The following is a 14,114-nucleotide window of genomic DNA, read 5'->3' on the forward strand; positions in this document are numbered from 1 at the left end:
TCAGGACAAGGCCAGAATTTACAGGTGCTGTTCTGAAAATCAGAAAGGTACTGTTTCCAGTAGTGCTGGTATTCAGGCTCTGGTTTTACTCATAATTTGAACGGATATACGACGAGAGTAAGTCGGGATGGAAGCACATTGGAAGCAGGGTGGAAGCACGTTAAAAGCACGTTTTTCCAGAGAAACCTGCTTTTGACGTGCTTGCATCATTCATCGTGTCTGCTTGCAATGCACACTATACCCACGCTACATCCCATACCCTTCCGGCTTAATCTTGGGGCAGACCCAAGCCTGCCTTAACCCTGTTCCTTTAGTAAACATACAATCCCTTTCGTGTATCCTTTTACCGGAAAACATATTCCTAAGCAAATTACTGTCAATTTGACAAAAAAAATGTTTGGAACATCCCTTGATATGGCTGGTATGTACTTAAAAATGAGTTAATATATGAGCATAGAAGAAAAGGGAAGTATTTCCATACACACCGAAAACATTTTTCCCATTATTAAGAAGTTCCTTTACTCTGATAATGAGATATTCCTGCGTGAATTAGTTTCCAATGCAGTTGATGCGGTACAAAAGATCAAACGTTTAGCTGCACTGGGTCAGTATGATGGAGAGCTGGGCAATCCAATTGTTGAAGTAGCTTTGGATGAAGAGAAAAAAACAATTACCATTAGTGATAGTGGTTTGGGGATGACAGCTGAAGAGATCAAGAAATATATCAACCAGGTAGCATTTTCGGGCGCAAGCGAATTTGTAGAGAAATTCAAGGATGCTAAAGATGCCAATGAAATCATCGGTAAATTTGGATTGGGTTTCTATTCTGCATTTATGGTAGCTGATCTGGTTGAAATACAGACTTTATCCTACCAGGAAGGTGCTGAGCCGGCACGTTGGGTTTGTGATGGCAGTACAACTTATGAAATCACTGAAGGTAGCCGCACCACTCGTGGAACGGATATTATTCTGCATATCAATACTGAATCTGAAGAATTCCTGAGCAAAAGCAAACTGGAAGAGATTCTTGATAAATATGGTAAGTTCTTACCTGTGCCGATTAAATTTGGTACTAAAACAGAACAAATTCCTGATGGCGAAGATGAAGAAGGCAAGCCTAAACATGTTGCGGTAGAAACTGATAATATTATCAATACCACTAACCCGATATGGACAAAAGCACCTGCAGATTTGTCAGATCAGGATTATCTTGATTTTTATAAACAATTATATCCTTTCTCTGAAGATCCTTTGTTCTGGATTCACCTGAATGTTGATTATCCTTTTAACTTAACGGGAGTACTTTACTTCCCGAAAGTGAAAAACGACTTCGATATGCAGCGCAATAAGATCAAATTGTTTAGTCGCCAGGTATTCATTACTGATGAGGTTAAAGACATCGTTCCTGAATTCCTGATGTTATTACATGGTGTGATCGATTCTCCTGATATTCCACTTAACGTATCAAGAAGCTTCCTGCAGGCAGATAGTAATGTGAAGAAGATCAATAGCTATATCACTAAAAAAGTAGCTGATAAATTACATGAGCTCTTCAATAAAGACCGTAAAGGCTATGAAGAAAAATGGGGTGATATCGGACTTTTCGTAAAATACGGAATGGTGAGCGAAGAGAAATTCAATGATAAAGCGAAGGACTTTGCACTGTTGACCAATACTAAAAACGAGCATTTCACATTAGATGAATACCGTGAAAAAGTACAGGCGATACAGACTGATAAAAATGGTCAGGTGGTGTATATCTACAGTAATGATCCTGCTAAACAGGATAGCTTTATTCAGGCTGCAAACAAAAAAGATTATGATGTATTGCTGATGAACTCTGCAATTGATAATCACTTTGTCAGCTTCCTGGAAAATAAACTGGAGAAAACATTATTGAAGCGTGTTGATTCAAGCGTGGCCAGTAAACTGATTGAAAAAGATGAGCTGGTGGAATCTGTATTAACAGAAGAACAGTCGGCCAAAGTGAAAGAAGTTTTCGAGAAAGCAATTGTTAAACCAGGTTTCCAGGTAGAGATTGTAGGTCTTAACCCGGAAGAATTTCCTGTTACAGTGACTATGGACGAATTTATGCGCCGCATGAAAGATATGGCACAAATGGGTGGAGGAATGAGTTTCTATGGGAATATGCCAGATAGCTATAAAGTGGCGATCAACGGTAACCATAAACTCGTGAACCGAATTCTGAAAACTGAAGATGCAGATGAGCAAAGTGCTTTAGCTAAACAAGCTGTAGATCTTGCCTTACTTTCACAAGGAATGTTAACCGGAGCAGAATTAACGGCATTTGTTAACCGCTCTGTAGAGTTAATCTAATCATTTACCTGTGCATAGATTGCACATATAAACATAAACCCCGCAGTCTGATAAAGGCTGCGGGGTTTTTACTGGCATTTAATTTATTTGCTAATGCCTTCCAAAGCGAAGAGGAAAGCATAATTGAGCGCAATATCCTTTAAATAATCAAACCTGCCAGAGGCACCACCATGCCCAAATTCCATATTGGTTTTAAGGAGCAGGATATTCTTATCCGTTTTTTCGGCGCGTAATTTTGCTACCCATTTAGCCGGTTCAAAATATTGTACCTGGCTGTCATGCAGTCCCGTAGTCACCAGCATATTAGGGTATGCCTTTTTCTGGATATTCTCATATGGAGAATAACTTTTCATGTAATGGTATGCATCTGCTTTTTTAGGATTTCCCCATTCATCAAATTCATTGGTGGTCAGTGGAATACTTTCATCCAGCATGGTATTCACCACATCAACAAAAGGTACCTGTGCAATTATACCATTCCACAGCTCAGGCTCAAGATTGATGATTGCACCCATTAAGAGTCCCCCGGCACTGCCACCCTGTGCATACAGGTGCGCCGGACTAGTGAATTTTTCTGCGACGAGATACTTTCCGCAATCGATAAAATCGGTGAAGGTGTTCATTTTTTTCATCAGTTTACCTTCTTCGTACCAGGCCCTGCCCATTTCCTGTCCGCCACGGATATGTGCAATAGCGTACACAAAACCTCTGTTGAGCAGGCTCAGGTTATTGATGGAGAATGCCGCATCGATACTATGACCATAAGAGCCATAAGCATATAAAAGCAGTGGCGCATTTCCGTCCTTTACAAGGCCTTTTTTATAGACAATAGATATCGGAACCTTAGTTCCGTCTTTTGCTGTCGCATATAAGCGCTCAGTAGTATAATCTTCCGCATTATAACCACCTACTACTACCTGCTGCTTCATCAATTTCTTCGCCTTGGTCTCCATATCATAATCAAATGTGGATACCGGGGTCGTCATCGAAGTATAAATATAACGCAAGGTCTTACTGTTATATTCCGGATTGTTTCCTACAGCAGCAGTATAAGCGGGTTCTTCAAATTCAATATAATGTTCGTTGCCATTTACATTCCGGATTCTTAATTGTGCCAATCCGTTTTTACGTTCTGAGATGACGATGAAATCTTTGAATTCATCAACTCCTTCCACCAGGACATCCTTACGGTGAGCAATCACTTCTTTCCAGTGCGCTTTACCTGTCTGATCCAGCGGGCATTCCATTAGTCTAAAGTTTTTTGCATTCCAATTGGTCAGGATCAGGAATTTATCTGCCAGTGGGGTAACACTGTATAAGACGTCTTTTGTTCTTGGTGTAAAAACGGTGAAGGCAGCATCAGGCTGATCAGCAGGAATCATCCTGGCTTCTGAAGATAAAGTAGCAGAAGAATAAATAAAGATATACTTGCCTGATTTAGATTTATCTACGCCAATATAATTTGATTTGTCTTTTTCTTCATATACAACAGGATCTTTTGTAGCATCAGTTCCCAGACGGTGTTTCTGAATTTTCTCGCTTAATAAAGTTACAGGATGTTTGGCTGTATAAAATAAAGTCTTGTTATCCGCCGCCCAAACAGGATCACCCTCTGTATTCTGGATATGGTCCGCTAACATGGCTCCCGTTTCCAGATTTTTGACCTGGATGGTGTATTGTCTCCGGGAGACATTGTCTACGCCGTAAGCCAGTAATTTATTGTCAGGACTAATACTGAAGCCTGTAGCGGAATAATAGGAATGGTCCTTTGCCAAATCATCGATATCAAGCAAAACTTCTTCTGTGGCAGTCAGGCTGCCTTTTTTACGGCAGTATTTAAAATACTGTTTGCCTTCTTCTGTTTTGGAATAATAGTAATAGCCGTTCTTAAACACGGGCACAGACTCATCCTTTTCTTTGATCCTGCCCTTCATCTCTTTAAAAAGATCGGACTGCAGGGCATCAGTACCTTTCATGATCTGATCCAGATAAGTATTCTCTGCTTTCAGATAATCTACCACCTTTGTGCTGTCGGGACCCTTTTTAAAATAGTCGATCATCCAGTAGTAATTATCAGTTACGGTATCTCCATGTAAAATTCTGGTGGTAGGTTTGATTTCTGCAACGGGCGCTTTAACGTCCGGCCATTTATAAATTTCCATTTTCTTATCTTTGTTTGTACAAGCTATAGTCATGCTAAGTAAGAGCATTCCAGGTAAAATTCTCTTCATTGCTGGTTCGGTGTGAAGATTTAGGATAATGCAAATTAAGATTTTATAATCATATCTGACATGAAGAAATTAATTACGAGAAAGAATATTATCAATGTGATTTTTGCCGGGCTGCTGCTGATCCTGTTATTTTTGCCCTCGGCGAAAGCAATGGTATTACAGGGACTAATGGGTATTGGTTTTTTCAAGCCTGATACGAATATGGCGAAAAAGGAGCCTGAAGCAGGGCTTTCGGGAGTTTTATTTAAAGATGCATCTGGCAAGGTGGTTGATCTGGGAGCGTTGAAAGGTAAGGTGGTTTTCCTGAATTTCTGGGCTGCCTGGTGTCCGCCATGTTTAGCTGAAATGCCTTCAATAAATAAGCTTTATGAACAGTTTAAGGACGACAAAAATGTAGTTTTTATTTTTGTAGATGCGGATAGTGATTTGCCGAAGGCCAGGGAGTTTATGGAGAGGAGGAAATACCAGCTACCTATTTATGCCGTGGCCAGTGAAATTCCTGATCAGCTTTTTAAGGGCTCCTTACCCACCACTGTTGTATTAGATAAACAAGGTCGGATAAGTTATAATGAATCAGGCGCCGCAAATTACGGCGACAACAAGTTTATCGCATTTATGACAAAGCTAAGGGATACGAATTAGTATATTTGTACACTGATTCATCATTAAACGAATAAAACAACAATGCAAGAACCATTTGATATTACTATCGGAACTATTGATTATGCAATTTTTCCTGAAGGGAATGATACTTACGTAGTTTTTAAAGACGGTAAAGAATATTTACAGATACAGAAAGATACGGAATCTACCTGGCTGAAGCTGGATCCTGAGACTGCACTGCCTTTGTTTGAAGAAAATGCTGAGATCAATGCTATTGGTCAGGCTATCGTTGCTTATGTATCGGAGCCGGAAGAGGATGAAGATCTGGAGGAAGAATTGTAATCAGCCCGACCAATGATCGCGGTCCAGGCTGCGATAATGAATGGCCTCGGCCAGATGTTCGATTTCAATGTTTTCACTCCCGGCGAGGTCTGCTATCGTACGGGATACTTTTAAAATCCGGTCATATGCCCTTGCCGAAAGACCAAGTCTCTCCATTGCTTTTTTAATTAAGGCACGTCCCTGATCATCTATCAGACAGATTTTTCTCACGCTATTTGGGCTCATTTGAGCATTATAGTGAATATCCGGATGGGCATTAAAGCGCAGGTCCTGTTTTTCCCTTGCATTAATTACTCTTTGCCGGATCACCTCACTTTTTTCTGCCGGTTGCAAAGAGGTGAGGGCATTAAAATTTACCGGTGTCACTTCTACATGGAGGTCAATCCTGTCCATCAATGGGCCTGAGATTTTATTCAGGTATTTCTGTACCAAACCTGGCGGACAGGTGCATTCTTTCTCCGGATGGTTATAAAAGCCGCAAGGGCAAGGGTTCATAGACGCAATGAGCATAAAACTGGCTGGGTATTCTACACTGAGACGGGCCCTGGAAATCGTTACTTTCCTGTCTTCCAATGGCTGTCGCATCACCTCCAGTACACTTCTTTTAAATTCCGGCAGTTCATCCAGAAACAGTACACCATTATGGGCAAGTGAGATTTCCCCCGGTTGCGGATTGGCACCACCGCCTACAAGGGCAACATCGGATATCCCATGATGCGGACTCCGGTAGGGGCGTTCTGTCATCAAGGCGCTTGCGGCATTTAATTTTCCTGCTACTGAATGGATTTTGGTGGTTTCCAGTGCCTCTGATAAATTCAGGGGCGGAAGGATAGTGGGCAGCCGCTTTGCCAGCATGGTTTTTCCTGAACCGGGAGGACCAATCAATATCAGGTTGTGGCCCCCGGCTGCGGCGATCTCCAGTGCCCTCTTGATACTTTCCTGACCCTTAACATCCGAAAAATCCTGATCATAATTACTGCTGTTTTTCAGAAACTCATCCGCTGTATTGACAATTACAGGTTCAAATGATTGCTTCCCATTGAAGAAACTGATGACCTCTGCAAGATTTTTCATGCCGTAGATAATCAGACCACCTACTATCGCAGCTTCTACTGCATTCTCTGACGGAAGGATGAAACCCTTAAAACCTGCTCTTAAAGCTTCAACAGCAATTGGCAATACACCTTTCATGGGCTGCAGGCCGCCGTCTAAGGATAATTCTCCCATAATGAAGTAATGACCTGCATCTTTACTTGTAATCTGCCCGGAAGCTGCTAAAATGCCAATAGCTATTGGCAAATCATATCCTGTCCCTTCCTTCCTGATATCTGCAGGGGAAAGGTTGACTACGATCTTTTGTCGCGGCATTCTTAACCCTGAGGATTGAATAGCACTTTCTATCCTTCTTAAACTTTCCTTTATTGCATTGTCCGGCAAACCGACGATATGGTATTTATTACCACTCCCAATGCTTACCTCAATGGTAATCGTAATTGCATTTACCCCGAAAACGGCACTTCCATAAGTTTTTATCAGCATCTGCTAACTTATTTCCAAAAAAGTTATGGATGGTAATTTATTTTAAAATAGCAGGCATAAAAAAATGGCTGCCACCAAACCGGTAACGGCCATTCTTCGTGTTTTATTTTAAACTAAAGATGCATCCAATGAAATCTGTAAGGCAGCATATGCTTTACTTACCGGGCAGCCCTCTTTGGCACCTGCGGCAATCTCCTGAAACTGCTCTTCAGTAATTCCCTCTATTTTGGCTTTAAGAACCAGTTCAGATTTAGTGATTACACCCTCTTCCAGTGAGATATTACAGGTAGTTTCCAAAGACTCAGGATTAAATCCTGCCGTAGTTAAATCAAGGCTCAGTTTCATGGTGAAACATCCTGCATGTGCAGCAGCCATCAATTCTTCAGGATTTGTTCCTACTCCATCAGCAAAACGGCTGTTGAAAGAATATTGAGTGTTGTTTAATGTAGTGCTTTGTGTGGTGATATGACCTTTTCCTTCTTTAATTGTTCCGTTCCAAACGGCAGTTGCATTACGTTTCATCCTGTTTTATATTTAAATGATTTAATACTCAAATGTACATGCTCAGAATAGATCGGTCAATGGATTATATTCCCTATTTATTGGATAATTTTCCCGACGGCCGCTATTACTGCAATTGGCTACATTCTTCCTTGTGGCATTTTAGGCATTCCACGCATTAGTTTAGCGGCTGCTGCCGGATTAGAAAACTGTTTCATCACCTTACGCATATCTTCAAACTGTTTGATCAGTTTAGTTACCTCTTCAATTTTATTACCTGATCCTTTTGCAATACGCATACGTCTGCTTTGCTGGATGCTGTCCGGATTTTCGCGTTCGTATTTCGTCATCGATTGAATGATGGCTTCCACATTTTTGAAAGCATCGTCTTCAATTTCCACGTTTTTCATCATTTTACTTACACCGGGAATCATGCCCATCAAATCTTTCATGTTACCCATTTTTTTGATTTGCTGGATCTGGTTGTAAAAGTCGTTGAAGTCAAACTTATTTTTACGGATCTTTTTCTGTAGTTCAGCAGCTTCTTTCTCATCAAACTGCTCCTGAGCACGTTCAACCAGGGAAACCACATCACCCATACCCAGGATACGTGACGCCATCCTGTCCGGATAAAACACGTCAAGTGCCTCCATTTTCTCTCCTGTACCTACAAACTTGATTGGCTTGTTCACTACAGATTTGATCGAAAGGGCTGCACCACCGCGGGTATCACCATCCAGTTTTGTCAGCACTACACCTGTAAAATCAAGACGATCGTTAAATGCTTTGGCTGTATTAACCGCATCCTGTCCGGTCATGGCATCAACAACGAACAGGATTTCGTGCGGTTTAGTATTTAATTTTACATCCGCAATCTCATTCATCATTTGCTCGTCAATCGCTAAACGACCCGCAGTATCAATGATAATTACGTTGTTATTCTGTTTTTTACCTTCAGCAATACCTTCCAGTGCAATTGCAACAGGGTCTTTGGATTCTTTATTCGCATAAACCGGAACACCGATTTGTCCCCCTAAAACCTGTAACTGGTCAATTGCTGCAGGACGGTATACGTCGCCCGCCACCAATAGCGGCTTTTTACCTTTACTTTTCAGGTAGTTTGCCAGTTTTCCGGAGAAAGTAGTTTTACCCGCACCATTTAAACCAGCAATCAATATAATTGTAGGGTTGTTCTTTAAGTCTAATTCTGTAACCTCACCACCCATTAAGGCTGTAAGCTCATCGTTCATTACTTTGGTTAACAACTGTCCCGGAGAAACCGCAGTCAGTACATTCAAGCCCAATGCTTTTTCCTTTACCTCATCAGTAAAAGTTTTTGCTGTTTTATAATTTACGTCGGCGTCCAGCAAAGCTTTACGAATTTCCTTCATGGTTTCGGCCACGTTGATCTCTGAAATGCTTCCTTGTCCTTTTAGAACTTTAAATGCGCGGTCTAGTTTATCCTGTAAATTTTCAAACATTATCTTTACTCCTTTTTGCTCAATTATTGTAAGTAACAAAGTTATTAAATTTTGCCTGAAAGAATTGAATATCATCAACCTTTATTCATTTGAAATTTATTTCGGGCATTATTTTGATTGTTGTAGTATATCTTCTGATAGTCAGGTATGAAATAATGGGTAAATGAATAGCGGTTGACAGGGGCTCTGCTTTGGGACTATTTTTATTTAGCGGTATTTTGAAAAGTAGTTGAAAGTCTGTTAAATAGCCGTTAACGGGGCTACAGACCTATCAAAGCCCTATTAATACCTTGTCGATGACTTGTCAAGGCCCTGTCAACCTATACCTGTCCCATACGAGTTCCCAATTGAACCCGGTACACAGCCATTTGCCTTATATGGTAAAAAATAGCTCTTGTTATTGCAACATCTAAGAAAAAGGAGTGTCTCATAGACATAACTATTTTCTATGAAGCGGCTCTTTTTGTTAGTGATTTGCCTATTGACTACCATTTGTAGTGTAGCGCAAACTGTACCTGTTAAAAAGGAACTCGCCGCGGTGAGAGCTGCAATTATGCCTAAGATTGATGGACTATTAACTGATAACGTATGGTCTGGGGTGGCGGTGGCAACGGATTTTGTGGAGAACAGACCTGTTCCGGGGCGACATGAAGTGCAGGCTCAGCGAACAGAGATCAGGGTTTTATATGACGACAATGCGATTTATGTAGCAGCAAGAATGTATGATGCGCCGGATAGCGTGGTGCAGGAACTGGTGTCGAGAGATAATATTGGCAATGCAGATTTTATCGGACTCATCTTCGATACTTTTTCTGACGGAATGAATGGAAATGGTTTTTATGTCACTGCTGCTGGTGTGCAGTTCGATGCTAAATATTCCCAGGTCGGTGATGAAGACGTCAATTGGAATGCTGTTTGGGAAAGTGCCGTAAAACACGATGAGCAGGGCTGGACGGCAGAGTTCCGGATACCTTATTCGGCATTGCGGTTTTCGGGCAAAGAGGTGCAAAACTGGGGACTGAATATCGTAAGGAGAAGACAAAAGGCGAACAGTCAGCTTTTTTGGAATTTCGTTGATCCTAAGGTAAGCGGGTTAATTAACCAGAGTGGGGTCTGGAAAGGATTGACGGGCATTAAACCGGGTGTGCGTTTATCCTTTTCACCCTATTTATCTACTTATCTCAATCATTATCCCAACAACATTCCAGGGGTAAAAAATACGACCAGCTCTTTTAATGGGGGGATGGATGTGAAATATGGGATCAACAAAAGTTTTACCTTAGATATGACGCTGGTACCCGATTTCGGGCAGGTGCAGGCAGACAATAGAATTCTGAATTTAACACCTTTTGAAGTAAAGTTTGATGAACGCAGGCAGTTTTTCACTGAGGGAACAGAGTTATTTAATAAAGGAGATTTGTTTTACTCCAAAAGAATTGGCTCTATCCCGGCCTACTTCAAAGATGTATCCACAGGCCTTAATACCGGTGAAACAGTGATAAAATCTCCTCAGGAAGGTAAGGTATTAAACGCGACAAAAATCTCCGGCAGAACTGCTGGCGGATTGGGGATAGGACTTTTTAATGCGATTACCAATAAAATGAATGCCGTAATTGAAGATGCGGAAGGTCATCAGCGCGAAACAGAGCGTCAGCCGCTTACGAACTATAATGTCATCGTACTGGATCAATCGCTTAAAAATAACAGCTCCGTTACGCTGATTAATACCAATGTATTGCGACAGGGAGCGGATTACGATGCGAATGTTACGGCTTTTCTCTTCAATCTTAATGATAAAAACAACAAGTATTTTATCAAAGGAGCGGGTAAAATGAGTTATCTGACCCTGACTGAAGACAAAAAAAATGCATATGGATTTAATACTGAACTGGAACTGGGTAAACAAAGCGGAAACTGGACCTGGAGTTATGAATTGAAACTGGCAGATGATCAATTCGATCCTTCTGATATGGGCTTTTTTACCAATAACAACTTCCTGGATCATGAGATTGAATTAGGTTACCAGGAATATAAACCCGGGAAATGGTATAATCAATGGCAAAGCTGGGCGAATATACAGTACTCACGCAGGTACAATCCGGATGCTTATCAGAATTTTAATATTGATGGAGGTTATTATGTGCAGTTTAAAAATTTCTGGACGTTTGAAACAGACCTGGAATGGCGGAGAGACGGGCAGGATTTTTATGAGGCAAGAAATAAAGGGCGACTGTTTAAAACCGGGGCGACTTTTAACGCGCAGATTTATGTAAATCCCGACCGGACAAAAGCGTATAATTTTGGCGGAAATCTGGGCTACCGGAAAAATGAGCTGTTTGACGGGAAAGGGTATGATGCATATTTATATCAGAATTTCCGGCTGAATGACAGGATTTCTTTCGGATCAGACCTGACTTATCAGCCCAGATATAATTACGCCGGCTGGGTGGCTGCCCAGGAGAGCGAAATCCTTTTTTCGCGGTATGACCGACAAACGGTAGAGAATGCTATAGATGCAAAATACAGTTTCAGTAATAAAATGGGACTTTCTTTAAGGATCCGGCATTATTGGTCGGATCGCAGAAATAAATCGTTTTATTTATTAAACCAAAATGGCACCCTCAGTCCTTATGCAGCTACGGCACCAAAAGATACCGACAGAGATTACAATGTTTTTAATGCGGAGTTCATCTACTTATGGCAATTCGCACCAGGCAGCGAACTGAGCATTGCCTATAAAAATGCAGCAGAGCTAAGTGAAAACAGCTACAGAAAGAAATACGCGCGTAATTTCGACTTTATATTGTCCGGTCCACAGAACAATAGCTTATCCATTAAAGTGCTGTATTATATTGATTACCTTGATTTGAAAAAGAAGAAATAACACCTTTTTTACCTTGGAAAGATAAACATGAAGCCCATAGCGAGCGTTTGGCTACCCTGAATCTTAGAATCCGTATTCCTGTCGTATAAACCTACACCTGTAAGAGAAACGTTCATAAATCTATTGATTTTTGCTGTAACAGCCACATCCAGACGATGATTGATATATCCGAAGTTATTGTAGGGTACGAAAACTGCATATCTGGTTTTAAGATTCACGTTTTGAAACACATCTTTTTCAAATGCTGTTACGACCTGAAAAGCGAGGTCATTTCTGAAAGTGGATCCAATAGGTACACCGTAAAAATCAGTTTTTGTAGAAGGGTTATTTGGGTCTCTTGCCTCATCCGCAGCTAAAAGACCTTCATTATCTAACACGAAAGTCTGTCTCGCTGTACCTGTACCAATCCTGGTCGAGAAATATTTGCTTGGTTTGTATTCAAAACCGACAGATTCTGTCAGGTAACCGGGCGACATAAATCTTGAAATCAAGGTTGGAACTTCACCATCTGTTCCTCCAGCATAAGAGAATCCATTGTCAAACTGCGATTCAAATGTAACTGAACCAAAGAAATACCAGTTCTTTGATAATTGTAAGGCGGCCTTGTTATCCCAGAAAATCCGGTCATTGTTTTTTTTCTGCAGTTGATTTTTATTCTTGATCTTTCCGTACTGCAGCACAACTTCGCTCACGTAGCTATAGCTGTCCTTATTATATTCTGCTTTATAATTTACTAATCCACCAACAGCCAGTGAGTTTACACCACCACCTTTCCAGTTATCACTAAAAGAAGCCTGGTTAATGTTAATCCCTATAGATGTTTTAGTTTTCCAGTAATTGATTTTGGTACTAACGATTACCGGACTGATTTCAACAGGTTTAAATTCGATACTTCCTTTTATGACAGGCAACGGACTTCTTTTCAACTTAAGATCCATGTCCTTAATCTCGATAGGGATGGTATCAACCTCCTGTGCAATACTCTGTGTTGAAACTGCAAATACAATTAGTAAACAAGCATATATACCTTTCATTGTTACAAAGAAAAAGAAAAATGTTCTTATTGAAGAATTAAAACAGAAAAGTTAACCATGAATAAAGCTTCCTGGTTTTCAAATAATTCAGATTATAGTCGTTCGCATACGCTTCACGCTCAAAACTGATCATAAAATAAGCTTTAGAATGATTTTTATAGCGAACCAGATTTAACAGATAATTCAATAAATACAGTACATAAAATGGAAGTATCAATAATTCCAGTTGTTGATGGAAGTGAATCTTTTCATGATTGATAATCACGAGGTTCTTTTTCAAACCTGCATTTTTAAAAATCATAAATGGGAATAGTGCCATTGCGTTGGCAGGAAGACCGGACCAGATTACAGGCAGGTACCTCATAACTTTTCAATCTTTATTTTTGGCAGCGATTTCAGACGGAATGCATTCGGGTTCCGCTTATAAGTTGCGTAATTGTTTTTCAGGAATACGATAAAAGCATAGTCGGACGCCATGAGTACAAAATCGTAACTCGGACGGTATTGCTGCATATAATCTTCCAGTTCGTAACCTTTGATGCGTAAGACACGACCAACAAAGGCGGGGTTATATTTATAGTCAATAATCTGCTCTTTATAATCCCTTTCCAGTATGGCTTGCAAATGCCTCGCATTCCGGCCTTTTCTGCTGAGCAGATTGTAAATGGCATCAATTCCGAGCCCTACACCCGATCTGCCCAGATTAAGCAGGTCTTTAGAACTTCCCCTGTCCGTAGCATATTTATATTCCCTCAGTGTCTGGTCGTATCGCTCTTTAGGCGTTAACGCACTACCAATGATGGCAACTTCTCTCAGCTGAACGGCGAGCGACTTTAGCTGGAAAATCACTGTATTATTGCCCTTATATACTATCGTATCTAAACCATAGCCTTCGAGAGCGGCAAAAAGCGTATCACCTACTGCGGCCTGTGTAGCAAATTCTCCTTTATTGTTATTGTATAGCCCCTCGTCATCATGAGAATTGTATATATATACTTTGGCTAAACGCTGCTTGGAATCCTTATCCACCACAAAACCCTTAACTGGCTTTTTTTGTGCCAGCATAGTGCCGTAGATGAAGGAAAACAGGAATAGCAGAACAGATAGTTTCATTGACAGGCAAAATTACGCATAAGCCGCGCTAAGGGCTGTTATATTAACA

Annotated in this window: 11 protein-coding genes; 4 read left to right on the top strand and 7 right to left on the bottom strand. The window is 40.8% G+C overall.

Translation table 11 applies throughout. The annotated features are described in order from the left end of the window. The first annotated feature begins 447 nt into the window (after positions 1-447). On the top strand, positions 448-2,337 hold the full coding sequence (htpG, locus tag OQX62_RS00830; RefSeq protein WP_265829385.1) for a molecular chaperone HtpG: 1,890 nt from the start codon (positions 448-450) through the stop codon (positions 2,335-2,337). Between the two features lie 83 nt (positions 2,338-2,420). Here the strand turns inward: htpG and OQX62_RS00835 are convergent, their stop codons facing one another. Continuing rightward, positions 2,421-4,568, bottom strand: coding sequence for a S9 family peptidase (locus tag OQX62_RS00835; protein ID WP_265829386.1), 2,148 nt, complete (start codon positions 4,566-4,568; stop codon positions 2,421-2,423). Between the two features lie 60 nt (positions 4,569-4,628). Between OQX62_RS00835 and OQX62_RS00840 the strand changes: the two genes are divergently transcribed. Both OQX62_RS00840 and OQX62_RS00845 read left to right on the top strand, forming a co-directional pair. Then, positions 4,629-5,210, top strand: coding sequence for a TlpA family protein disulfide reductase (locus OQX62_RS00840; protein WP_265829387.1), 582 nt, complete (start codon positions 4,629-4,631; stop codon positions 5,208-5,210). A 42-nt stretch (positions 5,211-5,252) separates the two neighbouring features. Then, on the top strand, positions 5,253-5,513 hold the full coding sequence (locus tag OQX62_RS00845; protein ID WP_265829388.1) for a hypothetical protein: 261 nt from the start codon (positions 5,253-5,255) through the stop codon (positions 5,511-5,513). Here OQX62_RS00845 and OQX62_RS00850 read toward each other — a convergent pair whose 3' ends face one another. From OQX62_RS00850 to ffh, 3 genes are all read right to left on the bottom strand, one after another. Beyond that, a complete protein-coding gene (locus OQX62_RS00850; RefSeq protein ID WP_265829389.1) occupies positions 5,514-7,052 on the bottom strand; it encodes a YifB family Mg chelatase-like AAA ATPase in 1,539 nt (512 codons plus the stop codon). A gap of 108 nt (positions 7,053-7,160) precedes the next feature. After that, positions 7,161-7,574: an OsmC family protein gene (locus OQX62_RS00855; protein WP_265829390.1), complete on the bottom strand. Its 414-nt coding sequence runs from the start codon at positions 7,572-7,574 to the stop codon at positions 7,161-7,163. A 119-nt stretch (positions 7,575-7,693) separates the two neighbouring features. Beyond that, complete coding sequence (gene ffh / locus OQX62_RS00860; RefSeq protein ID WP_265829392.1) at positions 7,694-9,034, bottom strand: signal recognition particle protein; 1,341 nt, start codon at positions 9,032-9,034, stop codon at positions 7,694-7,696. A gap of 448 nt (positions 9,035-9,482) precedes the next feature. Between ffh and OQX62_RS00865 the strand changes: the two genes are divergently transcribed. Continuing rightward, positions 9,483-11,918, top strand: coding sequence for a DUF5916 domain-containing protein (locus OQX62_RS00865; RefSeq protein ID WP_265829393.1), 2,436 nt, complete (start codon positions 9,483-9,485; stop codon positions 11,916-11,918). Between the two features lie 8 nt (positions 11,919-11,926). Here the strand turns inward: OQX62_RS00865 and OQX62_RS00870 are convergent, their stop codons facing one another. From OQX62_RS00870 to OQX62_RS00880, 3 genes are read right to left on the bottom strand one after another with little or no spacing between them, the layout of a single operon-like run. Further along, positions 11,927-12,952 (bottom strand): DUF3078 domain-containing protein, encoded by a 1,026-nt coding sequence (locus OQX62_RS00870; RefSeq protein ID WP_265829394.1) that lies wholly within the window; start codon positions 12,950-12,952, stop codon positions 11,927-11,929. Between the two features lie 37 nt (positions 12,953-12,989). Then, positions 12,990-13,316 carry a hypothetical protein gene (locus tag OQX62_RS00875; protein ID WP_265829395.1) on the bottom strand — a complete coding sequence of 109 codons (327 nt, stop codon included), beginning with the start codon at positions 13,314-13,316 and terminating at the stop codon, positions 12,990-12,992. Beyond that, positions 13,313-14,065 carry a hypothetical protein gene (locus tag OQX62_RS00880; RefSeq protein WP_265829396.1) on the bottom strand — a complete coding sequence of 251 codons (753 nt, stop codon included), beginning with the start codon at positions 14,063-14,065 and terminating at the stop codon, positions 13,313-13,315. Before OQX62_RS00880 ends, OQX62_RS00875 begins: the two co-directional genes overlap by 4 nt. Positions 14,066-14,114: the final 49 nt, after the last annotated feature.

Source organism: Pedobacter sp. MR2016-24 (assembly GCF_026239655.1).
Lineage (GTDB): Bacteria > Bacteroidota > Bacteroidia > Sphingobacteriales > Sphingobacteriaceae > Pedobacter.